The organism is Bradyrhizobium sp. MI1.7, assembly GCF_055811795.1.
On the sequence record NZ_JBVVPO010000011.1, the window covers coordinates 145,807 to 168,978 of the forward strand.

A 23,172-nucleotide genomic window follows, 5' to 3' on the forward strand; every position below is an offset into this window, starting at 1 on the left:
TTTGGAGTGAGCCATGAGCGGAACTGTGCCGGCCGGGATGCGGATGAGAGGCAAGGTCTGCCTCGTCACGGGCGGCGGCAGCGGCATCGGCCGCGCCACGGCGCTGCGGATGGCCTCGGAAGGCGCCGAGGCGATCGTCGTTGCGGGGCGGCGCGAAGCCGAAATCAAGGACACCGCCGCAGCGTGCCGGGAGCTCGGCGCTGACGCGATCGCGATCCAAACCGACATCACGCAAGAGGATGACGTCGAACGTCTGGTTCGCACGGCGGTCGAGCGTTGCGGCCGGCTCGATGTCGCCTTCAACAATGCCGGATTCCAGGAGCGCCGTGCGCCGCTGGAAGAGCAGGGCACGGAGATCTACGACACGGTGTTCGACACCAATGTCCGTGCGCTGTTCCTGTGCCTGCGCCATCAATTGCCGGCGATGCTGGCGCAGGGCCGCGGCAGCATCGTCGTCAACGCCTCCGTCAGCGGCGTGCGCAATCCCAATCCCGGCTTCTCGCTCTACTCGGCCTCGAAGGCCGCCGCGATCTCGCTGACACGCTCGGCCGCGATGGAGAATGCCCCGCGCGGCATCCGCATCAACGCGATTGCGCCGGGCCGGGTCGTCACCGACATGATGCTGCGCGCCGGCGTCGGCGATGTCGCGACCGTCAGTGCGGGCCTGCCGCTGCGGCGGATGGGGAGCCCGGAGGAAGTCGCGGAGGCCGTGGTGTGGCTGTCGTCCGACGCGTCATCCTATGTCGTCGGGCACGTGCTGGCGGCGGACGGGGGATTCTTGGCGTCGTGATGTCGTAGTCGTAGTTCGTAGCCCGGATGGAGCGCAGCGTAATCCGGGGCCGACTCGCTTGCGGCACGATTCCCGGATTTCGCTTCGCTCCATCCGGGCTACGCGCCCCCCTAATGCTTCTGCCCGTACAGCACCGGCACCGTCGAATCCACGACGACCTCGACGAGGCTCGTCCCCTCGAACGCCATTCCGCGCTCGAGCGCCTCGCCCAGTTCCGCGGCCTTGCTCACCCGCACCGCATGGCAGCCCATGCCCTCGGCGAGCCTGACGAAATCGATCCCCGGCAGTTCCAGCCCCGGCACGTTCCTCACCTGCATCACCTGGCTGAACGAGCGCATCGCGCCGTAGCCGGAATTGTTGATGACGACAATGGTCAGCGGCAGTTTTCGTTGCGCGGCGGTCCACAGCGCCTGGATCGAATACATCGCCGAGCCGTCGCCGATCAGGCACACCGTCCGCTGCTTCGGCTTGCCGAGCGCCATGCCGACCGCGGCGGGCAGCGAGTAACCGAGGCCGCCGCTCGCCATCGTGTAGAAACTGTCCTGGCCGCGCATCGGCATGAACTTCTGCATCGCCGGCCGGTGCGAGGGCACTTCCTCGACCAGTGACGCGTCGTCCGGCATCGCCTGCGACAGCGTATGCAGCAGGAATTCAACCGGCAGCGGATCGGCGGCCTGCGGTGCCGACGGCAGCGTGCGGCCCTTTGGCGTGGCGCGTTTGCTCTCCGGCAGCAGGTCGAGCAGCAGGCTGAGCGCCGGCTTCATCGTCGCGACGATGCTGGTGCCGACCGGCGTCACCGCGGCCGCGTCCGGATCGTCGGTGATCTGGAAGATCGTCGCGCCGCTGTCGAAGATCGCGGCATGGCCCTCGACATGAAAGGTGAACACGGGCGCGCCGATAACCACGACCACATCGTGCTCACGCAGCGCGTCGGACAGCTGCGCCGGCGAGGCGTGCAGGAAGCCCGCGAACTGCGGATGACGCTCGGGGAACGAGCAGCGCGCGGAGAACGGGCTGACCCAGACGCTGGCCCTGGCCTTCTCGGCCACGCGCACCATCAAATCGACCGCGCCGGCGCGGTCGACGCCGGGGCCGACCACGAGGGCGGGATTCTTGGCTGAGCCGAGCGCGGCGACCAGCGCCTTCATCGCGTCAGGCTCGGGCCCGATCTCGCGGCTGACCTTGCGCGCATCGACCGGTGCGGTCGCATGGGCCCAATCGTCGATCGGGATCGACACGAAGGTCGGCCCGCAGGGCGGCTGCATCGCGGTGTAATAGGCCCGCGCGATCGCGGCCGGAACGTCCTCGGGCCGGGCCGGCTCGACGCTGTACTTGACGTAAGGCCGCGGGAATTCCGAGGCGCGCTCGGCATAGAGGAACGCCTGCAAGGGCAGGATCGAGCGCGCCTGCTGGCCCGCGGTGATCACGAGCGGCGTCTGGTTGCGGTGCGCGGTGTAGATATTGCCGAGCGCGTTGCCGACGCCGGCCGCCGAATGCAGATTGACGAAGCCGGCATTGCGCGTCGCCTGCGCGTAACCATCGGCCATGCCGACGGCGGAGGCTTCCTGCAACGCCAGCACATAGTCGATATCATCAGGCCAGTCGCTCAGGAACGGCAGCTCGGTCGAGCCGGGATTGCCGAACACCCTGTCGATGCCCAGCGAGCGCAGCAGATCGAGCGTCGCCTGCTTCACGGTGACGGACTTGCTGCCGCTCTTGCCGTTCTTGGCCATGGTTTCCGTCCCCTGTAAATTCCTCATCCTGAGGAGCGCGGAACGCGCGTCTCGAAGGATGAAGGCCCGGCTGGTGGCCTCGCCCTTCGAGACGCGCGCGAAGGGGTGCGCTCCTCAGGGTGAGGGTCTAATAGCGGTGCCTACCACACCGCCGTGCCCTTCATCGTCGGCTGTCCCTCCGCATTCGCGGTCCACAGCTCCAGGCCCGTCTCGGTCTCGTTGGCGTTGATGGAGAACTCGGTGCCCTCGAACAGCGGCTGAAGGCCGCGATAGGTGAATTTCCTCGGCGCCTTGCCGTCGTGCAGTTTCGCCGCCATCTCCACGATCAGCGCCGCTTGCAGCGGGCCGTGGAAGATCAGGCCCGGGTAACCCTCGACCTTGGTGACGTAGTCACGGTCGTAATGGATGCGGTGGCCGTTGAAGGTCAGCGCGGAATAACGAAACAGCAGCACGGGATCGGACACATGCGTCTCGCGGTGCTGCGCCTTGGGCGGCGGGGGCGGGGCCCTGGCGCCGGCGGGCGCGCTGCTCGTCATCTCGCGATAGACGATGTCCTGCCGCTCGCGGATGGCAACGCCCCGCGGCGACGAGATGCTGTGTTCGACCGAGACGAAGCACAGCGTGCCGGTCGAGCCCGATTTCACCTGGACGTCGGCGATGCGCGAGGTCCGCGTCGATTCATCGCCGACGCGCAAGGGCTGCAGGAACTCGATCTCGCCGCCGGCCCACATCCGGCGTGGCAGCGGCACCGGCGGCAGGAAGCCGCCGCGGGTCGGATGGCCGTCGGGTCCCAGCATCGACATCGGAAACACCGGCTGCGCCAGGCACCAGTGTACCGTGAACGGCGCGGCGTCACCCTTTTTGGGCTCGCCGACCTCCTGGAACAGCGTCGCGCGCAGGCCCTTGACGAGCTGCGCGGTGACGATGTCGGTGGCCTCGGTGCTGCGGCCGATCCATTGCCGCAAGTGATCGATGTCGAGCTTCTCGGTCATGACGCCTCGCTCTTGTTATGACTTCTTGGCCGGCCGCTCGCCGATGCCCGGCACGGCGCCGTAGCTGCGGGTGTCGCCGACGATGATCGGCGCCGGCGCGGGATAGCTGACGCGCCCCTGCGGCGTGTCGACCTCGATGCGGCGCAGATGCGGATGATTGGTGAGGTCGGCCATGGTGTTGACCTCGGCAAAGGCGATGTCGGCGTCCGACAGCCGCTTCAGCAGCTCGTCGCGCGTCATCTTGCCGAAGATATCTGCGACCGTCGTGTCGGTGAAATCGCGATTGCGCACGCGCTCGACCATGTTGGCGACGCGCGGATCGGCCGGCAAATCGGGCTGGTCGAGCACCTTGACGCAGAGCGTCTTCCACTCGCGCTCGCTCTGGATCGAGATCAGGATGTCCTTGCCGTCCTTGGAGGTGAACACGCCGTAGGGCGCGATCGAGGGATGGCGCAGGCCCATGCGCTTGGGCGGATTGCCGGCTTCGGAATTGAGCAGCGGCACGGTGCACCAGTCGGCCATCACGTCGAACATGGAGATGCGGATGTCACAGCCCTTGCCGGTGCGCCCGCGCGCGATCAGCGCTTCCAGGATCGCCGCATGCGCGGTCGCGCCGGTCGCGACGTCGACGATCGACATGCCGACCCGCGAGGCGCCGTCAGGGTTGCCGGTGATCGAGGCAAGGCCGCTCTCGGCCTGGATCAGCAGGTCATAGGCCTTGCGGTGGGCGTAGGGACCTTCGTCGCCATAGCCGGTGATGGTGCACGAGATCAGCTTCGGATAGTCCTTCAGCAGCCGCTCGCGCGAAAAGCCGAGCTTGTCCATCGAGCCCGGCTTGAGGTTCTGGATCAGCACGTCCGCGCTCGCGATCAGCTTCTCGAGCTCGGCGCAGCCTTCCTTGGTGGCGAGATCGACCACCGCCGATTGCTTGCCGCGGTTGAGCCACACGAAATAGCTGCTCTGGCCCTTGGCCGCCGCGTCATAGCCGCGGGCGAAATCGCCCTCGGGCCGCTCGATCTTGATCACCTCTGCGCCGGCGTCTGCCAGCCGCGACGAGCAGAACGGCGCCGCGACCGCCTGCTCGACCGCAATCACCCTGATCCCGTCCAATGCTCCCATGATGCGACCTCAGTACGAGCGGGGCATGCCGAGCACGTGCTCGGCGACGTAGGACAGCACGAGGTTGGTCGAGATCGGCGCCACCTGATAGAGCCGCGTCTCCCGGAATTTGCGCTCGACGTCGTACTCCTCGGCGAAGCCGAAGCCGCCATGGGTCTGGATGCAGGCATTCGCTGCCTCCCAGGACGCATCGGCTGCCAGCATCTTGGCCATGTTGGCTTCGGCGCCGCAGTCGAGCCCGGCTTCATATTTGCGCGTGGCTTCCTTCACCATCAGCTCGGCCGCGCGCATCGAGGCGTAGGCCTTGGCGATCGGGAACTGAATGCCTTGATTCTGGCCGATCGGCCGGCCGAACACCGCGCGCTCCTTGGCGTAGTTCGTGGCCTTGGCAATGAACCATTTGGCGTCGCCGACGCATTCGGCCGCGATCAAAATGCGCTCGGCATTCATGCCGGAGAGGATGTAGCGGAACCCCTTGCCTTCCTCGCCGATCAGATTCTCCGCCGGCACCTTCATGTCGGTAAAGAACACTTCGGTGGTGGCGTGGTTCATCATGGTGCGGATCGGGCGGATCTCGAGGCCGTTGTTCTTGGCCTCGCGCATATCGACGATGAAGACCGAGAGACCATCGGTGCGCTTCTTGCTCTGCTCCTTCGGCGTGGTGCGCGCCAGCAGCACCATCAGGTCGGAATGCTCGGCCCGGCTCGTCCAGATCTTCTGGCCGTTGACGATGTAGCTGTCGTTGCCTTCCTTGCGCGCAAACGTCTTCAGCGAGGAGGTGTCGGTGCCGCTGGTCGGCTCGGTAACGCCGAACGCCTGAAGCCGCAATTCGCCGCTGGCGATCTTCGGCAGGTACTTCGCCTTCTGCTCGTCATTGCCGTGCCGCAGCACGGTGCCCATCGTGTACATCTGGGCGTGACAGCCACCGCCGTTGCAGCCGGCGCGTTGGATCTCTTCGAGAATCGCAGCCGCGGCGGAAAGCTTCAGGCCCGCGCCGCCATATTCCTCGGGGATCAGCACCGAGAGATAGCCGGCCTGCGTCAGCGCGTCGACGAAGGCCTTGGGATAGGCCATCTCGCGATCGAGCTTGCGCCAGTATTCGCCGGGAAACTGCGCGCAGAGTTTTGCGACGGCTTCGCGGATGTCGGCGTGATCTTCGGTGTGGTGTTCTTCACTCATGGCGTTTCCCGTATCTAGCGGCAGTCAAGATAACGCCGGCCGACCCTCTGGCGTTGTGAAAACATCGCCAGCCCCCTATGCTCATTTGCTATAGCGTATGAAGTAGCCTTCGAGGATTGGCAAGCATGGATTTCCGGCAGCTCAGGACCTTCAGTTGCGTGGCGGAGCTCGGCAGCCTCTCCAAGGCGTCCGACACGTTGCGCGTGGCGCAGCCGGCGCTGAGCCGGCAGATCAAGCTGCTGGAACATGAGCTGCGCACCGAATTGTTCACCCGCAACGGCCGCGGCATGGTGCTGACGGAAGCCGGCCGTCTCCTGCTGGCACGCACCTCCGGCATCGTGCGGCAGATCGACCAGATCCGCGACGACATCCAGTCGACCAAGGGGCCGCCGTCCGGCCAGGTCGTGCTCGGCCTGGTTCCGACCGTGAGCTGCGTGCTGTCGGCGCGCTTTGCGCGCCGCTGCGTCGAAAAATTTCCCGGCATCTCGCTGCGCATCGTCGAGAGCTACAGCGGCCATCTCGTCGAATGGCTGCATCGCGGCGAGATGGATCTGGCCATCCTCTACGGCCGCTCCGCCGATCTGCATCTCAACGTGGAGAGCCTCGGCCGCGACAATATCGTCGCGGTTGGCCCGCGCGGCTGCGGCCTCGCGCGCAAGAAGAGCGTCGATGTCGGCTGGCTGCTGCGCCAGCGGCTGGTGCTGCCCAGTCATTCCCACGGTCTCCGCGCGCTGATCGAGCACGCCGCCGCCCAGCGCAAGATCAAGCTCAACGTCCAGCTCGAGGCGGATTCGTTCCGCGTGTTGACGAGCCTCGTCGAGGAAGGCCTCGGCTTCGCGCTGCTGCCGCCCTCGTCGGTCCACGGCGAGGTCGCCGACGGACGGCTGGAGACCGCGCCCGTATCCAAGCCGATGACGCGCGAGCTCATTTTCGCCTCTCCGATCGACCGTCCGGCCTCAACGGCGTCGCTCGCCATCACGACGCTTCTGCGCGAGGAAGTCGCTGCCTGCCGCAAGGAAGGCCTGTGGGACATCAAGTTGAGTTAGATGCACGCGTGTCCTAGAACAGCCGCGCGCCAACTTGGCTTCGCATCTGGCGCGACCTGTCATGCCGGAATTTTATAGCTGGGCTGGACGATGCGTGAGCGTGCGCTCCCAGCCTCACCCTCAGTGTCATCGCCCGCGAAGGCGGGCGATCCAGTATTCCAGAGGCTGCAGTGCTCGAGCCGAGAGGCCGCGGCGTACTGGATGCCCCGCCTTCGCGGGGCATGACAGTGGGGCCTACCCCGGAATCCTCACCGGCAGCGACTCATAGCCCTTGATGAAGCTCGAATAGATCCGTTTGGGCTCGCCGACCACCTCGATGCGGTCGAAGCGCTTCAGCATCTCCTCCCAGACGATCCGAAGCTGCAGCTCGGCCAGCCGCATGCCGACGCAGCGGTGGATGCCGAAGCCGAAGGAGAGGTGGGTGCGCGGGCGGGGGCGGTCGATGATGAAGTCGTTCGGCTTCTCGAACATCTCCTCGTCGCGGTTGCCCGAGACGTACCACATCACGACGCGGTCGCCCTTCTTGATATGCTTGCCGCCGATTTCGGTGTCGGCAAGCGCGGTACGCCGCATATGCGCCAGCGGCGTCTGCCAGCGGATCACCTCGGGCACCATGGAGTCGATCAGCTCCGGATTGGCGCGCAGCTTGTCGAACTGGTCCGGGTTCTCGCTCAGCGCCAGCACCGAGCCGCTCATGGTGTTGCGCGTCGTGTCGTTGCCGCCGACGATGAGCAGGATGATGTTGCCCATGAGATTGTCGGGGTCCATGAAGCGCGTCGCGTCGTTATGCGCCATCAGCGACAGCAAATCGTTGCGCGGCGCGGAGTTGACGCGTTCGTTCCAGAGCTTGGACATGTAGGCGTAGCACTCGTCCATCTCGCGGCGGCGCTCTTCGGCCGAGGCGACGATGCCGCTCTTGGGCAGCGCGGTCGCGACATCAGACCAGCGCGTCAGCTTGCGGCGTTCTTCCCAGGGGAAGTCGAACAGGGTCGCCAGCATCTGCGTCGTCAGCTCGATCGAGACGCGTTCGACGAAATTGAAGGTCTCGTTGCGGGGCAGATTGTCGAGCACGGTCTGCGAGCGCTGGCGGATCAGTTTTGCCAGCTCGTCCAGATGCGTCGGCGTGAACATCGGCGACACCGTCTTGCGCTGCGCCGAGTGCTGCGGCTGGTCCATCGCGATGAAGCTCGGCCAGTCATAGCCCTGCGGCACGTCGCGGATCCCGATGCCGCCGAGCGTCGAGTCCGAGGAGAAGATGCCGTGACTGGTGTCGACATGCATGATGTCGTTGTACTTCACCACCGACCAGTACGGCTCGATCGGCGCATTGGTGCAGTAATGCACTGGCTCTTCCTTGCGCAACCGCTCGAACCACGGCCACAAGGTGTCGTCCTGGAACAGCCGGGGTGCGCCGGGGTGGAATTGCGCCAGCGGCGTCGCATAGGCCTCCTCGCGGGCCCTGCGCATGCGTTCGGCGTTGTCGGTTTTGACCGGAGTCTGGATGTTCATGGTAGTAGCTCCAGTGTTTCTCTTTCTCCCCGCAAGCGGGGAGAGGGAGTGATCTCACGCCGTAATCTTCACCGGCAAGGTTTCAAGTCCCTTTACGAAACTCGAATAGACCCGCTTGGGTTCGCCGACCACGTCGATATGGTCGAAGCGCTTGAGGATCTCTTCCCAGATAATCTTGAGCTGAAGTTCGGCAAGCCGCAAGCCGACGCAACGGTGAATGCCGAAGCCGAAGGACAGATGCGTGCGCGGGCGGGCGCGGTCGATGATGAAATCGTAGGGCTTTTCGATCGCTTCCTCGTCGCGGTTGCCCGAGACGTACCACATCACGACCTTGTCACCTTGCTTGATCTGCTTGCCGCGGAACTCGAAGTCGGCAAGCGCGGTGCGGCGCATATGCGCCAGCGGCGTCTGCCAGCGGATCACCTCCGGCACGAAACTGTCGAGCAGGCCGGGGTTCTCGCGCAGCTTGCGATACTGCTCCGGATGCTGGCTCAGCGCGTAGATCGATCCCGACATCGTGTTGCGGGTGGTGTCGTTGCCGCCGACGATCAAAAGGATGAGATTGCCGAGGAAGTTTTTTGCATCCATGTCGCGCGTCGCGGCGCCATGCGCCATCATCGAGAGCAGGTCGCTCTTCGGCGGCTGCTCGATACGCTCCTTCCACAGCCGCGCGAAATAGCCCGCGCATTCCGTCAGCTCTGCCTGCCGTTCGTCTTCGGTGGCGACGAGGCCGTCCGGCCCGGGAATGGTGGTGGCGATGTCAGACCAGCGCGTCAGCTTGCGGCGGTCCTCCCAGGGAAAGTCGAACAGCACCGCGAGCATCTGCGTGGTGAGCTCGATCGAGACCTTGTCGACCCAGTCGAACACCTGGCCCACGGGCAGATTGTCGAGGCACTCGGCGGAGCGCTCGCGGATGCTGAGCGCGAGATTGTCCAGATGCGTCGGTGTGAACATCGGCGCCACGGTCTTGCGCTGCGCCGCGTGGCGCGGCGGATCCATCGAGATGAAACTCTCGCGGCGCAGATCCGGGTCGATGTCGCGGATGGTGATGCCGCCGAGCGCAGAGGCCGAGGAGAACACCGAATGGTTGGTCTCGATCTCCATGATGTCGTTGTAGCGCGTCACCGACCAGTACGGCCCGAACATCGAGTCCTTGCAATAGTGCACGGGATCTTCGCGGCGCAGCCGATCGAAATACGGCCAGAACGTATCGGTCCTGAACAACTCGGGATCGCCCGGATCGAACTGCTCCAGCGGCAGTGACGTGGCGCGCGCGCGTAGCTCGTCGAGCTTCGCCGCGCTCTCGATGGTCCCATGCATGACCGCTCTCCCTGACATGAACCGCGCGTTCTCGTTGAATTCTGCGCTGCGGTATTTGATTTGCAATTACAGCCGGTTGTCTGCGTCGGAGCAAGGGAGACTTTTGCCACATCCAACCTTTGCGAGAGGTGGCTAGATGCGTAGCCCGGATGGAGCGGAGCGAAATCCGGGATTCGGGCCTCCATTGGCGCTGTCCCGGATTACGCTCCGCTCCATCCGGGCTACGGATCAGCAACCGTCACGCAGATGTGTCAACGTGATCTCCCGCACCCCCGCGCCTGCGGAATCATGCGAGAAATCGAGGTAAATCGAACCCAGCCATCTTGGGGATCGACCAAATCTCTGATCTATAGTTTGACCGTATCAGGTCCGCACCCCGAGGTTGCCGCCGTGAACGACATGCAATGGGCCCCCATCGGGTCCGAACCCTTACCCCCGCCGCTGCCGCCCACGCGGGTCGACTTCACCGGCAACCGCTCCGAGTTCCGCAAAATGGTCACCAAGGGTGCCATGCTTGAGCTCGTCACCTTCGGCTTCTACCGGTTCTGGCTGGTCACCGACATCCGCCGTCATTTGTGGACGAACACCGCGGTCGACGGCGATGCCGCCGAATACACCGGCCGGGCCAAGGAGCTGCTGGTCGGCTTCCTGTTCGCGCTCGCGATCCTGGTGCCGATCTACCTCGCTTATTTTCTCATCGGCATCGAGTTCGAGCGCTGGCAGGGCTTTGCCTCGACGCCGCTGTTCATCAGCTTCTATGCCTTCGGCCAGTTCGCGATTTTTCGCGCGCGGCGCTATCGCCTGACGCGCACGGTCTGGCGCGGCGTCCGGTTCTGGATGGACGGTTCGGGCTGGGCCTATTCGTTCCGCGCCATGGCGTGGGGCCTGCTGGTGTTCCTCACCCTCGGCCTGGCGCTGCCCTGGCGCGAGGCGTCGCTCGAACGCTACAAGATGCGGCACACCCATTACGGCGATCTCCCCGGCGATTTCGAAGGCGACGGCTGGACCTTCTTCAAGCGCGGCTGGTGGCTGTGGCTCTTGAGCCCGATCGCGCTCGTGATCTTCCCGCTCGCCCCGTTCTTCTATGCCGAGTTCAAGGCGCGTGAATGGCGCTGGTGGCTCGACGGCATCCGCATCGGCGGTGTCAGCCTGTCCTCGGAGTTGCCGCACAACGCGTTCTACGGCCTGTACTGGAAAGTGATCGGCTGGTGGATGCTGCTTTCGACCATTTTCGCCGCCTATATGGGCGGCGGTGCCTTGCTCGTCGTCCAGCTGAGTGGCGTTCCGGCTGATCAGGTCTTCGGCCCCGGAAATGCCGGCAAGAGCATCCCGATGCTGGTCATGATGGTCATCGGCTATTTCGCCGTGGCGCTAGCGATCAACATCGTCATGCGGGTCTATCTGCAGCGCGATCTCTGGGCCAAGGTGCTGGAAACCGTCGAGGTGCATAACATCGGGGCCGCGGCGGATGTACGCGGCAGCGGTGAGCTTGCCAGCGCGCTCGGCGAAGGCTTTGCCGATGGCCTCGATGTCGCGGGATTCTGATCTGTGAGTGAGTTGTCCACCGAGGTTCCGGCGCAGTCCGCCAAGCCGACGATCTTCTTCGACGGCGTGTCGAGCCGCAGGCGGGAGGTGTCGCTGGCGCTCGGTGACGCGCTCGACATCGTCGAGGAGGGCGGAGCGCCGGTTCGCTGGACCTATGCCGACATTCGCCGCGCCGACAGTCCGGCCGGGATATTGCGCCTGGCCTCGACATCCGCGCCGCCGCTGGCGCGGCTTGAAATTCGCGACGCCGCGCTCGCCGCCGACGTGACCGCCCGCTGCATGCGTCTCGACGAGCACCAGACCTCGCGCCGCGGTGTCGCAAAGATCGTCGGCTGGTCGGTGGCCGCCGCCGTCTCCATCGTTTGCGTCGTGCTGTTCGGTGTGCCGCTCGCTGCCGACCGGCTCGCGCCGCTGGTGCCCAAGCCGATCGAACGGCGCATCGGCGACGCCTCCGAAGTCCAGGTGAAAACCATCTTCGGCCGCAAAGCATGCGAAGACCCCGCGGGCAAGGCCGCGTTCACAAAACTGGTCAATCGTCTGCGCGATGCCGCCGGCCTCGACGACGATTCCATGACGGCCGGCGTGCTGCCGACCTCGGTGCCGAACGCATTCGCGCTGCCTGGCGGCAAGGTGTACGTGCTGAGGGGCCTGGTCGACAAGGCCGAAAACCCCGACGAGCTCGCCGGCATCCTTGCCCATGAGCTCGGCCATCTCAAGCATTACGACAACATGCGCGGGCTGATCTACAACGGCGGCACCTCGTTCCTGATCGGCCTGTTGTTCGGCGACGTCACCGGCTCGAGCGCTGTGATCTTTGCCTCGCGCAGCGTGGTCGAAGCCTCCTATTCGCGCGAGGCCGAGACCGCCGCGGATACGTTCGCGATCGAGATCATGCACAAGCTCGGCCGCTCGCCGAAACCCGCGGCCGAATTGATGTTCCGCATCACCGGCAAGGAAGGCGGCTCCGGCCTCACCACGATCCTGGCGAGCCACCCGCTCACCGAAGACCGCCTCGCGCGCATGACGAAGGAAGATCGTCCCGCCAGCGGCCCGCCGCTGCTGACGGACAAGGAATGGCAGTCGCTCAAGCTGATTTGCGGCAGCGGGAAGATCTAGAGCGTTTTCGAGCGAAGTGGCGACCGGTTCGCGTGAAGAAAACGCGTCAAAAAAGAGCTCCGCGCCTACCGCGTCCCGTAAGCGCGGTCGCCGGCATCGCCGAGGCCCGGCAGGATAAAGCCGTTCTCGTCGAGACCTTCGTCCACCGCAGCCGTCCAGATCGGAACGTCGGGATGCAGTCCGCGCAGCCGTTCGAGCCCTTCAGGGGCCGCGATCAGGCAGGCGAGGCGGATGTCCCTGGCGCCGCGCTCCTTTAGTCGGTCGATCGCGGCGACGGCCGTGTTGGCGGTGGCGACCACCGGGGTCACCACGATCGCCAGGCGCTCGCTGAGATCGGACGGCGATTTGAAGAAATATTCGACCGCGGCAAAACTGTGCGGCTCGCGGTAGAGGCCGATATGGGCGACGCGCGCGGTCGGTACCAGATCCATCATGCCGTCGACGAAGGTCGTGCCGGCGCGCAGCATCGGCACGAACACCAGCTTCTTGCCGGCGATCTTGGCCGAATGCATCGTCGCCAGCGGCGTCTCGATGACGGTATCGGCGAGCGGCAGATCCCGCGTGATCTCGTAGCACAGCAGCATGCCGATCTCCTTGATCAGCTCGCGGAAGGACTTGGTCGAGATGGATTTGTCCCGCACCAGCGTCAGCTTGTGCTGCACCAGCGGATGATCGACGATCGTGACGCCTTCCATGATGGGATGCTCCTGAAATTCATCGATACGCAATGGATTACGCTGCGGACGAATGGATTAAAAAACCGTGCCGTCGCTGATCACCTTGAGCGGCGGTGCGCCGTCGGGTCGGCGCGCGAAGGCGATAGCGCGGCCGGCAGCCCAGCTGCCACCTTCGAGAATGCTCGCGAGGGGCAGGGTCTCGGGCTTGCGGCCGAGCCTGGCGCGGATGCTGCCCGCAAGCCGGTCGAGCAGCGCAACGGTGAGCGCGCGCCATTCTACGACGAGCAGGGAATCCACAGCATGCGCGCGCTCGGCATCGCCGGGATCGCGCAGGCGCAGTACCTCGTGATCGACGAACAGGCCGCCATTGCGGTATTCGGCTAGTCCGGTGAGGCCGTCGATGTCGGTGACGTCAAAGCCGGCGCGCTGTAGCGGTTCGATTAGCGAATAGCTCAGCCATTGCGACAGCTTGTGCAGGGGCACGAGGCCTGCCGTTCCGTCGTCCGTCTCGATCGCCGGATGACGCCAGCAATCACCGAGCGGAATCCCGGCAAGCTCGAGCCGTGACGGCCAGATCGGTCCAAGCTGGTTCAGCACTGCGGACAGGATGGCGGGCGCGGCGACCGCGCCGCCCACAGCCTGCGCCGCGATGTGATCGAACAGGCCGCCTGGCCGCGGCGTATCGTGCAGGCCGAAAATGTCCGCGCGCTCGGCAACCAGCTTGCCAAGGCGTCGCAGCAGATCAGTGCGTCCGTCGAGACTGAGCAGCGGATTGGCATCGCTCACCTGAAAGGCCGAGGTGAGGGAGGCCAAGGGCAGTTTCGCCAGCACGTCTGCATCGGCCCTGAACGGCGCACGCGCATCGCCGGAGAACAGGCCGGCTGCAAACATGTCGAGGCTTGCGATGGCAAGCCCCTCCGATCGGCCGATACTTTCGCCGGTCACGGCATCGCGATAGCGCCACGTGGCTCCCGCGCCTGCGTCGAGCAGCACGCTGACGATGGCGAGGTCGAACTCCGCGCGCGCACGTGCCGCGCGATCCGGCCACGATACTTTGTCGGCAAGGCCCGCCCAGCGATCGACGCCGCCGAGCACGAAATGCCGCCAGCGGGCATGGAAGGGGATATCCAGCGTCGGATAGGCTTTGCGCGTGACCGCGACCACGGCATCCGCAACGCCATCCATCCGATCGAGATCGATCGTGAAATGATTGAGCCCGCCGGCAAGGCCGATCTCGAGCATTTTGCCGGCACGCGCACGAACAGCTCCTGCGCTGAGCAGGGAGCGGGCCTGTTGTTCCAAAGCCTCCGCCATCGCGCGATCAGTACTTTTCCAGCGAGCGCCCGACCACGCCGTTCACATCCTTCTCCGGCGCGATGTCGGTCGAGTAATAGCCGGCGGCCTTCTTCGCGGCGATCTCGACATAGGCGTCGGCCGGGATCAGCTCCGGCGGGATCGGCACGCGCTCGACGATGTCGATGCCCTGCGAGGTCAGTGCGTCATGCTTCATGTCGCTCATCGACAGGAAACGGTCGATGCGCTTCAGGCCGAGCCAGTGAATGGTATCCGGCATCAATTGCTGGAAGCGCGCGTCCTGGACGCCGGCAACGCATTCGGTGCGCTCGAAATAGGCGGCCGCCGCGTCGCCGTCCTCCTGGCGCTTGCGCGCATTGTAGACCAGGAATTTGGTGACCTCGCCGAGCGCGCGGCCTTCCTTGCGGTTGTAGATGACGAGCCCTAGCCCGCCCTCCTGCGCGCCGCGCGCGGATTCCTCGATGCCGTGGATCAGATACGGACGGCAGGTGCAGATGTCGGAGCCGAACACGTCGGAGCCGTTGCACTCGTCATGCACGCGGCAGGTGATCTTGGTGCGGTGGTCCGGCAGTTTTGTCACATCGCCGAACATGTAGACGGTGGTGCCGCCGATCGGCGGCAGGAATACCTTCATGTCCGGCCGCGTCACGAGCTCGGGGAACATGCCGGCGGTCTGCTCGAACAGCGTGCGCCGCAGCTCGGTCTCGCCGGTGCCGAAGCGCGTCGCAAGGCCCGGCAGGTACCAGACCGGGTCGATCGCGATCTTCACCACCGACACGCTGCCATTGGCGTGCACGACCTCGCCGTCGGCGCGCAGCCGTTTTGCGGCGAGCGCCTCGCGGATCTCCGGCAGGTCGAGCCGCGCGCGCGTCACCGCGATGCTTGGACGGATGTCGACGCCCTCGGCGATGTCCTTGCCGAAATTCTCCGCGACGAGATGCCCCCAGGGATCGAGCGCGACGATCTTGTCGGGATCGCGCCATTGCTCGAACGGTCCGATGGTCGCGGCCGGAAAGGTGTTGGTGAGGTCGGGCCGGCGGATCGGATCGAGCGCGCCTGCGGACACCGCGAGCGCCCGGTACATCGCGTAGGAGCCGCCATGGCTGCCGATCACGTTGCGATCCCCAGCGCGCGACACCGTGCCGATGATCGGCCCCCGGGCGCGCGCGTCGGCTGCGCCCCAGTGAATCGGAAACGCGGCCTTTTTGCCCGGCTCCGGGTGGGAGGTCAGGCGGATGTGATCGGTACGGTTCGCGCGGCTCATGTCCAGGCTCCCAAAAAGCCGACGGCCCGCCGCTCGGACGGGCCTGGCTCACCTGCGTTGCCGGTGCCGAACACCGGCGATGCAAGCTCAATCCAACATATTGTAGCGGCTGGCGACGACAGACAAGTTAATGGTACCGCGCCGGGCAGGCGATCATGGCCAAATTCCCGTCATCGACGGGCCGGTCGGGCTCGCCTGGATGCCGCGCCTTCGCCCCGGCCGAACCCTGCTATTCGATCCGCGCGATAGGTCTAAGGATTTGAAATAGTTTTATTTTTTATGTTTTCAAGAGGGTGTCCTGCAAGTTGCGCCACCGCGGTGCCTTGGGCTGGACCGGACCCACATAATCGGACAAATAGGTCGCCTCTCGCTTGGAGACTGCCATGCCCACCGCCAGCTACATCGACCCCCGCAACGGACAGCTCTATCCGCTGGACCAGCCGCGCTGGTGCTCGGATGAGCGCACGCCGCTGCTGGTGACGCCGGGACCAGGCATATCGCGCGCGGACATTGACGGCGCCACGCGCTCGCTCTGGCGCTACCGGGCGGCGCTGCCGGTCGAGATCAAGAAGCCGATCACGCTCGGCGAAGGCTGCACACCGCTGGTCCAGCAGGACTGGGGTGATTTGCGTCCGTTCTTCAAGCTCGAATGGTTCAACCCGACCGGCAGCTTCAAGGACCGGGGCTCTTCGGTGATGCTGTCGTTCCTGCGGCAGATCGGCGTCGACGCGATACTGGAGGATTCTTCGGGCAATGGCGGCTCGTCGATGGCGGGGTTGGGTGCCGCCGGCGGCATGCGCGTGAAGATCCTGGCGCCGGCCTCGACGTCGCCGGCCAAGATCGCGCAGGTGCGCGCCTATGGCGCGACGGTTCAGCTCGTCGAGGGCCCGCGCGAGGAGTCGGAAGCCGAAGCCATCCGCCAGTCGAGCCAGACCTTCTATGCCAGCCACAACTGGCAGCCGTTCTTCCTCGAAGGCACCAAGTCGCTCGCCTATGAAATCTGGGAAGACCTCGGTTTTCGCGCACCCGACAACGTCATCGTTCCCGTTGGCGCAGGCAGCAGCCTCCTCGGTTGCGCCTTCGGCTTCCGCGAGCTGCTGAAAGCCGGGCAGATCGCGAAGCTGCCGCGCCTGTTCGCGGCGCAGCCGCTGAACTGCTCGCCGATCGATGCCAGCTTCAAGGCGGGTGTCGACACGCCGGTCGCCCGCGAGGTGAACAAGACCGTCGCCGAAGGCACCGCCATCAAGAATCCGCTGCGCCTGCGCGAGATCATCGGGAGCTTGCGCGAGAGCGGCGGCGGCACCGTTGCGCTGACCGAGGACGAGATCGTCGCCGCGTTGCGGCGTCTTGCGCGGCAGGGATTGTTTGCCGAACCGACCAGCGCCAGCGCGGCCGCTGCGCTTGAGAAACTCTCCGGCGCCGGATCGATCAAGGCGAACGAGACCACGGTCGCGGTCCTCACCGGCACCGGCCTGAAAGCCGCGACCACCGTCGCCGATCTCGTGCAGTAGGGGCGGAGGAGGCGCGCCGCTTACCCTCCAGGGGAGGGTAAGCAGTACCTCACTCCTTCAAATCATTCACGCGCTTCACCCAGGCGCGCACATCGGCGAGCACTTGGGGCAGCACCGCCCTGACCTCCTGCACGGTCATGCCGGCCTTGATGCGGGGATCGTAGAGCAGGTTGAGGATGTACTGGTCGTAGACGTCGAAATAGCCCATCGACACATTGTCGTTGAACATGGTCCACGGCACGCTCGCGGTGTCGTTGATTGGGCCGAGCGATTGCAGCAGTTCCTCATAGGCGCAGTCGAGGAAGGTGAAATCGCCGTTGTCGACGGTGAGGATCACGTCGGAATGCTCGATCTCGAAATTGTCGTTCTTGCGGAAGCCGGACAGGCATTGCGGATCGAGCGAGGTGCGGATCTCGCGCGCCTTCTCCGCGCCGTAGAAGCTGGAAATCGTCCGAAACAGGTCGCGGTCGCGAACCAGCTTCACCCGCACGTTCGCGGCTTCGCTGGTGTCGATCATGGCGATGTCGAGATGCTGCACGCGCCTGCCGATGTCGGCCACGACCTTGGCGAGCTGCGTCTTGCGGTCGGCGCGCTCGCTCTCGGCGTAGACGCGCACCGGCCCGTCGAATTTCCGGATGCGGTCGACGCGGCCGGCGAGGTGGTATTCGGCGCCGAACGCCGTCTTCAGAAAGCCTTCGACGATCTCGCCGTCGGTGAAGCTCTTCTTCTCGGCGCGCTGGCGCGAGGCGATCGCGGGCAATTAGCCCGCGACGGCGATGGTAGCGGTGTCAGGGGCGAACGCGAAAGTGGCGAGCGCCAGCAGGGCGATGCGAAAGCCTGACGAAGGCGGGGCCAATGCGCTCATTGCGTCCCGACGCTGCCGTATTCGGCAGCGACGCACAAGACCGCATATTCACGCGCCCTGCGGGTTCCCGCAGTTCGCCGACGGCTAGTTGTTGAGCACGACCACCTTGGTGCCGACCGAGACGCGGCTGTAGAGATCGCTGACGTCCTCGTTGGTCATGCGGAAGCAGCCCGAGGACACGGCCTGGCCGATCGTCTCCGGCTCGTTGGAGCCGTGGATGCGGTAGAGCGTCGAGCCCAGATACATCGCGCGCGCGCCGAGCGGATTCTCGATGCCGCCCTTCATGTGGCGCGGCAGGTCGGGCCGGCGGGCCAGCATCTGCGACGGCGGCGTCCAGTCCGGCCATTCCTTCTTGGCGGTGATCCTGTGCACTCCGCCCCAGCGGAAGCCGTCGCGGCCGACGCCGATGCCGTAGCGCAGCGCCTGGCCGTTCTGGAGCACCAGATACAGGCGGCGCTCGCTCGTGTTCACCACGATCGTGCCGGGGGCGTAATTGCCGTTGTACATGATGGTGGTGCGGGGGATCGGGCTAGAGCCGCCGCGGAAGAAGCTCGGGCCGAAGCCCATGATCTCGCGCGAGTCGAACCCCTCGGCGAATGCGCCGCCGGCGGTGGCCGACAGCAGTGCGATGGCGGCAATCGGCGCGGCAAAAAATCGGATCATTGTTTCCCCCAGCAAAAAAATCGGATTCAACTGAAGTTACAGGCCATATTTGCGGGCTTTTCGCAAGCCACGGCCCCGTGAGGGAGATCATCCTTAACGTTTGGCGTTACCAAACCGGCAACCACGCTAATTTGCCTGAAAGCATTAGCCAAACAAGCGCATCGTCGCGCGGAGCAGGCCAGCGATGCCGGCTATTGCTTTGACGGAGGCGGCGAACAATGATTGATCGAGCGGACATTTGAATATTGCCGGTTGCAGGGAGCTTTGGGATGAACGGTGCGGAAAGCCTGGTGCGGACGATGGTCAAGGGTGGGGTGGATGTCTGCTTCACCAACCCAGGCACCTCCGAGATGCATTTTGTCGCGGCGCTCGACCGCGTGCCGGGCATGCGCTGCGTGCTCGGCCTGTTCGAAGGCGTGGTGACCGGCGCCGCTGACGGCTATTTCCGCATGAAGGGCACGCCCGCCTCGACGCTGCTGCATCTCGGCCCCGGCCTGGCCAATGGCCTGGCCAATCTGCACAACGCCAAGAAGGCGAATTCCGGCATCGTCAACATCGTCGGCCAGCATGCGGTCTACCACATCGACTACAACGCGCCGCTGACCTCCGACATCGAGGGCCTGGCCCGGCCGATGTCGTCCTGGGTCCGCACTTCGCCGGACTCCAAATCGGTTGCAGCTGACGGCGCCGCGGCGATCGCCGCCGCCAAGAGCGCACCGCCACAGATCGCGACCCTGATCCTGCCCGCCGACACCGCCTGGAACGAGGCCGATGGCATCGCCGAGGTACCGGCCGAGCAGCAGCGCGCCAGCTATTCGCCGCAGGCGGTCGAGCGGGCCGCGAAGATCCTGCACGGCGACGGCGAGGGTACGCTGCTGCTGATGACCGGCAGCGCGCTGAGCGAACAGGGCTTGGCGCTGGCCGAGCGTATCGCCGGCAAGACCGGCTGCACGGTGATGGGCCCGACCTTCCGTCCCAAGATGGCGCGCGGCCGCGGCCGCTATTCGATCGACCGCATTCATTACGTGATCGAGAACGCGCTGCCGATGCTGGCGAAGTTCCGGCACATCGTGCTAGTCGAGTCCGATGATCCGGTGGCGTTCTTCGCCTATCCGAACAAGCCGAGCATGCTCAAGCCCGAGGGCTGCGAGGTGCATCGCATGACCTCCTGGGGCGAGAATTCGGTCGCGGCGCTCGAAGCACTGGCCGGCGCGGTGAAGGCGAGCGCGAAGGACGTCAAGCCGCAGGCCTTGGCTGAGCTGGTGAAGCCGACCGGCGCGCTGACTTTTGCCTCGATCGCGCAGGCGATCGCATGCGCCATCCCCGAGAACGCAATCATGGTCGACGAATCCCTGACCACCGGCCGCGGCTTCTTCCCGCCGACGGCGGCGGCCGCTCCGCACGACTGGCTCCAGAACATGGGAGGTTCGATCGGCTTCTCCACGCCGCTGTCGATCGGCGCCGCGATCGCATGTCCGGACCGCAAGGTGATCACCATGGTCGGCGACGGCAGCGCGATGTACACGATCCAGTCGCTGTGGACGCAGGCCCGTGAGAACCTCAACATCGTCACCATCGTGTTCGCCAACCGCATCTACCAGATCCTGCGCGGCGAGTTCGACAATGTCGGCGCCGGCGAGCCCGGCCAGCGCGCCAACGACATGCTGCGGCTTGACCGTCCGACGCTGGACTTCGTCGCGCTGGCGAAGGGCATGGGCGTCCCCGGCCGGGCCGTCACCAATGCCGAAGAGTTCAACAAGGCTCTGGCCGAAGCCGTCGCCGAGCCCGGGCCGCGGCTGATCGAAGTCCAGATGTAGGGCGCAGCATCAGGGAGCGCCGAGGGCCGGGGGGCAAGATGCAGACCGAGCTGAACAAGGTGATCGCGGCGCTCCGGGACTTCTACGCTCACGAAGGATTCTTGTTCGAAAAGGACGTCGGCGAGCGGGCGGTGACGCACCGCTTCGCCGTCTATCTGGAGCGGCAATTCGCCGGCTGGTCAGTCGATTGCAACTACGACCGCCTCGGCGAGCGCACGCTGCATCTGCCGCACGGCACCATCGTCTCCACCGACGATCATCTGGGAAAATCGATCTACCCCGACGTCGTCGTGCATCAGCGCGAGATCCCGAACAACCTGCTCGCCGTCGAGATCCGCAAGGCGAGCAATCACACCTCGCTCGACCACGACCAGCACAAGCTGATGGCGCTGACCGACGCGCATGTCTGGTTCGCGTACTGGATCGGCGTACTGCTGGTGCTGGACAGGCAGCAGGTGACGATTTCGGAAGTCTATGTCAGCGGCGTCGTTGATCAACCGCTGTCGCTATGGTTTGCGGCGCGGCTGGAGGAGAGCGGACTGGGGGCCGCGCATAAAACTGCGTCGTAGCGGGTTGAAGTCCGAATTGAATTCGGACGGCAGCAAGACCCTCCCCGTTCCCTCTCCCTTGTGGGAGGACCGACAGTCACCGCAGCGTCATGGCCGGGCTTGTCCCGGCCATCCACGCCTTGCCACGTGGTACTGAGAACGTGGATGCCCGGGACAAGCCCGGGCATGACGACCTCCCGTGAACTGTCACCACCTCAGTGCAGCGGATCGCCCTGGCCGAGCGCGTAGGCGACGAGGTCCTTCAGCGCGAAGCTGGAGCCGGTCACCGGCGTCCATTGCGGGTCGAGCGACAGCACGGAGGAATGGTCGCCGAACATCATGCCGAGGAAGACCTCGGCCACGATGCGACCGCCGACGGGGCCGAGCTGCGGCGTGTTGATTCCGGTCGCCGGCGCGCCGGTAGCCGGGATCGTCACCGCGGTCTGGAATTGCCGCGCCTCGGCCAGGATGTAGGTCCAGAGCGGGCAATTGCCGGCAAACACCCCGTTCGCGATGGTCGCGATCCCAGTTTGCGGATCGCCCGCGCCGGGCTCGTCGACGGCCTTGCCGACGATGATCTGATCATCCGTCAGCGGCGTCAGGTTCATCGCCTTGGCGACGGCCTGGCCGGACGGCAGGCCGAGCCGCCAGCTGCGCTCGAGATTGCGCAGCGCCAGCGACGACGGATTGGACGCGACCTCCGGCGGCAGCTTGCGCAGCGGATCGACCAGCGATGCGTCGATGCGATAGGCAAACTGCAGTCGCTTCTTGTTGTCAGGATTGGTGTCGTCGTCCTCGACACCATAGGGGCGCGTGTCCAGATCGATGAAGCGGCCCCAATCCATGGCGCGTCCCGGGCCCATGGCGCGGAAGCCGGTCAGCGCGTTCTTGTCGGGATTGTGGGGGTCGGGGAAGATCTGCAATAGCATGTTGTCCGCATCGTTCAGCCGATAACCGGGGCGGATCATGGAATGGCCGAGACGGTAGGCCGCAACCGAGAACTCGACCGGCATGAACGGATAAGTCTTCCAGTGGTAGTGAGCGAGCTTGCTGCGGTCGTATTGGCCCGCGGTCCTCAACTCGTCCAGCACGCTGGCGTGAACGATTCGCGGCAGGAAGTCGTTCAGCACGACGTATTGATAATGGAATCGGACGCGCTGCTGCACGTCCTCGAACGACAGGCTGTCATTATCGTCGACCATGCGGTTGTGAAAGCGCAGCATCAAGGCCTGGAACTGCGAGACGATGCTGTTCTCGTCGTTGCGGGGGTCGCCGATCAGGGCGCGGCCCTTGAAGCGCGGCAGGTCGCTGGCATCGGGCACGCCCGCGCCGGTCAGCTTCTCGCCGAGCCGGAACTTGATGCCGTCATACATGTAGGGCTGATCGTTCGGACCACGGCCGTAGAGATTGTCCAGATCGAGCGACGGCGTGCGGAAGTCGACGAGCCCGTCGGGATCCTGCTGCTTGGTCAGCGAGCTGACCGGATCGAAGGTGATGTCGTGGTCGATGAACTGGCCGAAATAGGTGTAGAGCGCGGGAATGCCGCTCTCCTCCGCGTCCGGCCCGTCCTTCGGACCATCGAAGTCGGCGACCATCTTGTCGGCCAGCGCCGAAAGGTTCGCGACATTGTCGGCGTCGTTCGGACCGAATTTCGCCGGCGTGAGCTTGCGGAACATGCGTCCGAAACGGCCCTGGGAAAGCGGCGAACGCGTTGCGTTCAGACCGCGCGGAACAACGCTGTGGCGGCTGCTCATTGAAAACACCTCCCTGAAAAGTCACGACGTGCAACGAATAAAGCTAAAGTTGTTCGCAACAGAATATGCATGTCACGCTAGATCAGGCGATTGGGTGCCACAAGCGATCTGCTTCACACACTGTGCGGCATCGATGATGTTCCGAAAGGGAGCGTTGCGAACAAGCTGCGGTCGCGCTTTGCAAATTTTTCCCGGAGCGATGACGGATAACATTCTCGTCATCGGCATGCGCGAGCAGCTTCGCGCAAGTGAGTTCGCCGGACTGTCGGCGAAGTGGATCGTCTTCACGCAATAAGTGTGGCGGGGGGGGGGGGGGGGGGGGGGGGGGCGCGCCGGCGGGGGGGGGGGGGGGGGGGGGGGGGGGGGGGGGGGGGGGGGGGGGGGGGGGGGGGGGGGGGGGGGGGGGGGGG

Annotated in this window: 19 protein-coding genes; 7 read left to right on the forward strand and 12 right to left on the reverse strand. The window is 65.3% G+C overall.

Annotation, left to right across the window (positions count from 1 at the left end; translation table 11 throughout):
• Positions 1–13 precede the first annotated feature (13 nt).
• A complete protein-coding gene (locus AC0L3X_RS13740) occupies positions 14–790 on the forward strand; it encodes an SDR family NAD(P)-dependent oxidoreductase (RefSeq protein WP_063985429.1) in 777 nt (258 codons plus the stop codon).
• Positions 791–900: 110 nt separating this feature from the next.
• On the opposite strand, the gene mdlC is transcribed toward AC0L3X_RS13740, so the two are convergent.
• The 4 genes from mdlC to AC0L3X_RS13760 all read right to left on the reverse strand — a co-directional run bounded on the left by mdlC (position 901) and on the right by AC0L3X_RS13760 (position 5,813).
• On the reverse strand, positions 901–2,523 hold the full coding sequence (gene mdlC, locus AC0L3X_RS13745; protein WP_063985428.1) for a benzoylformate decarboxylase: 1,623 nt from the start codon (positions 2,521–2,523) through the stop codon (positions 901–903).
• A 140-nt stretch (positions 2,524–2,663) separates the two neighbouring features.
• Positions 2,664–3,515, reverse strand: a complete 852-nt coding sequence (locus tag AC0L3X_RS13750) for an HTD2 family dehydratase (RefSeq protein WP_063985427.1) — start codon at positions 3,513–3,515, stop codon at positions 2,664–2,666.
• 15 nt (positions 3,516–3,530) lie between these two features.
• Positions 3,531–4,634 carry a CaiB/BaiF CoA transferase family protein gene (locus AC0L3X_RS13755; RefSeq protein ID WP_063985426.1) on the reverse strand — a complete coding sequence of 368 codons (1,104 nt, stop codon included), beginning with the start codon at positions 4,632–4,634 and terminating at the stop codon, positions 3,531–3,533.
• Between the two features lie 9 nt (positions 4,635–4,643).
• Entirely contained in the window at positions 4,644–5,813 is a 1,170-nt protein-coding gene (locus tag AC0L3X_RS13760; RefSeq protein ID WP_063985425.1) for an acyl-CoA dehydrogenase family protein, read from the reverse strand.
• Positions 5,814–5,938: 125 nt separating this feature from the next.
• On the opposite strand from AC0L3X_RS13760, the gene AC0L3X_RS13765 reads away from it, so the two are divergent.
• Positions 5,939–6,859 (forward strand): LysR substrate-binding domain-containing protein, encoded by a 921-nt coding sequence (locus AC0L3X_RS13765; protein WP_063985424.1) that lies wholly within the window; start codon positions 5,939–5,941, stop codon positions 6,857–6,859.
• 234 nt (positions 6,860–7,093) lie between these two features.
• Here the strand turns inward: AC0L3X_RS13765 and AC0L3X_RS13770 are convergent, their stop codons facing one another.
• Both AC0L3X_RS13770 and AC0L3X_RS13775 read right to left on the reverse strand, forming a co-directional pair.
• The gene (locus tag AC0L3X_RS13770; protein ID WP_063985423.1) at positions 7,094–8,368 is read right to left on the reverse strand and encodes a cytochrome P450; all 1,275 of its coding nucleotides are present in this window, start codon (positions 8,366–8,368) and stop codon (positions 7,094–7,096) included.
• 54 nt (positions 8,369–8,422) lie between these two features.
• Positions 8,423–9,688 (reverse strand): cytochrome P450, encoded by a 1,266-nt coding sequence (locus tag AC0L3X_RS13775; RefSeq protein WP_063985422.1) that lies wholly within the window; start codon positions 9,686–9,688, stop codon positions 8,423–8,425.
• A gap of 390 nt (positions 9,689–10,078) precedes the next feature.
• Here AC0L3X_RS13775 and AC0L3X_RS13780 point away from each other — a divergent pair, with 390 nt between their 5' ends.
• Positions 10,079–11,233, forward strand: a complete 1,155-nt coding sequence (locus AC0L3X_RS13780; RefSeq protein ID WP_063985421.1) for a YjgN family protein — start codon at positions 10,079–10,081, stop codon at positions 11,231–11,233.
• A gap of 3 nt (positions 11,234–11,236) precedes the next feature.
• Positions 11,237–12,349 carry a M48 family metallopeptidase gene (locus AC0L3X_RS13785; protein WP_063985420.1) on the forward strand — a complete coding sequence of 371 codons (1,113 nt, stop codon included), beginning with the start codon at positions 11,237–11,239 and terminating at the stop codon, positions 12,347–12,349.
• A gap of 65 nt (positions 12,350–12,414) precedes the next feature.
• Here the strand turns inward: AC0L3X_RS13785 and upp are convergent, their stop codons facing one another.
• The 3 genes from upp to AC0L3X_RS13800 are packed head-to-tail and all read right to left on the reverse strand — an operon-like array spanning position 12,415 to position 15,604.
• Positions 12,415–13,044: a uracil phosphoribosyltransferase gene (gene upp, locus AC0L3X_RS13790; protein ID WP_014492299.1), complete on the reverse strand. Its 630-nt coding sequence runs from the start codon at positions 13,042–13,044 to the stop codon at positions 12,415–12,417.
• Positions 13,045–13,101: 57 nt separating this feature from the next.
• Complete coding sequence (locus AC0L3X_RS13795) at positions 13,102–14,340, reverse strand: URC4/urg3 family protein (protein WP_063985419.1); 1,239 nt, start codon at positions 14,338–14,340, stop codon at positions 13,102–13,104.
• A 7-nt stretch (positions 14,341–14,347) separates the two neighbouring features.
• Complete coding sequence (locus AC0L3X_RS13800) at positions 14,348–15,604, reverse strand: GTP cyclohydrolase II (RefSeq protein WP_014492301.1); 1,257 nt, start codon at positions 15,602–15,604, stop codon at positions 14,348–14,350.
• Between the two features lie 383 nt (positions 15,605–15,987).
• Between AC0L3X_RS13800 and AC0L3X_RS13805 the strand changes: the two genes are divergently transcribed.
• Entirely contained in the window at positions 15,988–17,115 is a 1,128-nt protein-coding gene (locus AC0L3X_RS13805; protein WP_063985418.1) for a threonine synthase, read from the forward strand.
• A 49-nt stretch (positions 17,116–17,164) separates the two neighbouring features.
• On the opposite strand, the gene AC0L3X_RS13810 is transcribed toward AC0L3X_RS13805, so the two are convergent.
• Both AC0L3X_RS13810 and AC0L3X_RS13815 read right to left on the reverse strand, forming a co-directional pair.
• Positions 17,165–17,875: a DUF2927 domain-containing protein gene (locus AC0L3X_RS13810; RefSeq protein WP_473316460.1), complete on the reverse strand. Its 711-nt coding sequence runs from the start codon at positions 17,873–17,875 to the stop codon at positions 17,165–17,167.
• A 189-nt stretch (positions 17,876–18,064) separates the two neighbouring features.
• Positions 18,065–18,643: a L,D-transpeptidase gene (locus tag AC0L3X_RS13815; RefSeq protein WP_063985416.1), complete on the reverse strand. Its 579-nt coding sequence runs from the start codon at positions 18,641–18,643 to the stop codon at positions 18,065–18,067.
• A gap of 269 nt (positions 18,644–18,912) precedes the next feature.
• Between AC0L3X_RS13815 and AC0L3X_RS13820 the strand changes: the two genes are divergently transcribed.
• Both AC0L3X_RS13820 and AC0L3X_RS13825 read left to right on the forward strand, forming a co-directional pair.
• Positions 18,913–20,460 (forward strand): acetolactate synthase large subunit, encoded by a 1,548-nt coding sequence (locus tag AC0L3X_RS13820; RefSeq protein ID WP_028151250.1) that lies wholly within the window; start codon positions 18,913–18,915, stop codon positions 20,458–20,460.
• Between the two features lie 38 nt (positions 20,461–20,498).
• Complete coding sequence (locus AC0L3X_RS13825) at positions 20,499–21,029, forward strand: hypothetical protein (RefSeq protein WP_063985415.1); 531 nt, start codon at positions 20,499–20,501, stop codon at positions 21,027–21,029.
• Positions 21,030–21,223: 194 nt separating this feature from the next.
• Here AC0L3X_RS13825 and AC0L3X_RS13830 read toward each other — a convergent pair whose 3' ends face one another.
• A complete protein-coding gene (locus tag AC0L3X_RS13830) occupies positions 21,224–22,762 on the reverse strand; it encodes a peroxidase family protein (protein WP_231143615.1) in 1,539 nt (512 codons plus the stop codon).
• Between the last annotated feature and the right edge of the window lie 410 nt (positions 22,763–23,172).

Excerpts from the sequence above, each read along its gene's own strand:
- AC0L3X_RS13775 (WP_063985422.1), bottom strand. The coding sequence starts at position 9,688 with ATGCATGGGACCATCGAGAGCGCGGCGAAGCTCGACGAGCTACGCGCG.
- AC0L3X_RS13830 (WP_231143615.1), bottom strand. The coding sequence starts at position 22,762 with ATGAGCAGCCGCCACAGCGTTGTTCCGCGCGGTCTGAACGCAACGCGT.
- AC0L3X_RS13750 (WP_063985427.1), bottom strand. The coding sequence starts at position 3,515 with ATGACCGAGAAGCTCGACATCGATCACTTGCGGCAATGGATCGGCCGC.
- AC0L3X_RS13825 (WP_063985415.1), top strand. The coding sequence starts at position 20,499 with ATGCAGACCGAGCTGAACAAGGTGATCGCGGCGCTCCGGGACTTCTAC.
- AC0L3X_RS13800 (WP_014492301.1), bottom strand. The coding sequence starts at position 15,604 with ATGAGCCGCGCGAACCGTACCGATCACATCCGCCTGACCTCCCACCCG.
- AC0L3X_RS13795 (WP_063985419.1), bottom strand. The coding sequence starts at position 14,340 with ATGGCGGAGGCTTTGGAACAACAGGCCCGCTCCCTGCTCAGCGCAGGA.
- AC0L3X_RS13770 (WP_063985423.1), bottom strand. The coding sequence starts at position 8,368 with ATGAACATCCAGACTCCGGTCAAAACCGACAACGCCGAACGCATGCGC.
- AC0L3X_RS13760 (WP_063985425.1), bottom strand. The coding sequence starts at position 5,813 with ATGAGTGAAGAACACCACACCGAAGATCACGCCGACATCCGCGAAGCC.
- AC0L3X_RS13815 (WP_063985416.1), bottom strand. The coding sequence starts at position 18,643 with ATGATCCGATTTTTTGCCGCGCCGATTGCCGCCATCGCACTGCTGTCG.
- upp (WP_014492299.1), bottom strand. The coding sequence starts at position 13,044 with ATGGAAGGCGTCACGATCGTCGATCATCCGCTGGTGCAGCACAAGCTG.
- mdlC (WP_063985428.1), bottom strand. The coding sequence starts at position 2,523 with ATGGCCAAGAACGGCAAGAGCGGCAGCAAGTCCGTCACCGTGAAGCAG.
- AC0L3X_RS13765 (WP_063985424.1), top strand. The coding sequence starts at position 5,939 with ATGGATTTCCGGCAGCTCAGGACCTTCAGTTGCGTGGCGGAGCTCGGC.
- AC0L3X_RS13740 (WP_063985429.1), top strand. The coding sequence starts at position 14 with ATGAGCGGAACTGTGCCGGCCGGGATGCGGATGAGAGGCAAGGTCTGC.
- AC0L3X_RS13805 (WP_063985418.1), top strand. The coding sequence starts at position 15,988 with ATGCCCACCGCCAGCTACATCGACCCCCGCAACGGACAGCTCTATCCG.
- AC0L3X_RS13755 (WP_063985426.1), bottom strand. The coding sequence starts at position 4,634 with ATGGGAGCATTGGACGGGATCAGGGTGATTGCGGTCGAGCAGGCGGTC.
- AC0L3X_RS13820 (WP_028151250.1), top strand. The coding sequence starts at position 18,913 with ATGAACGGTGCGGAAAGCCTGGTGCGGACGATGGTCAAGGGTGGGGTG.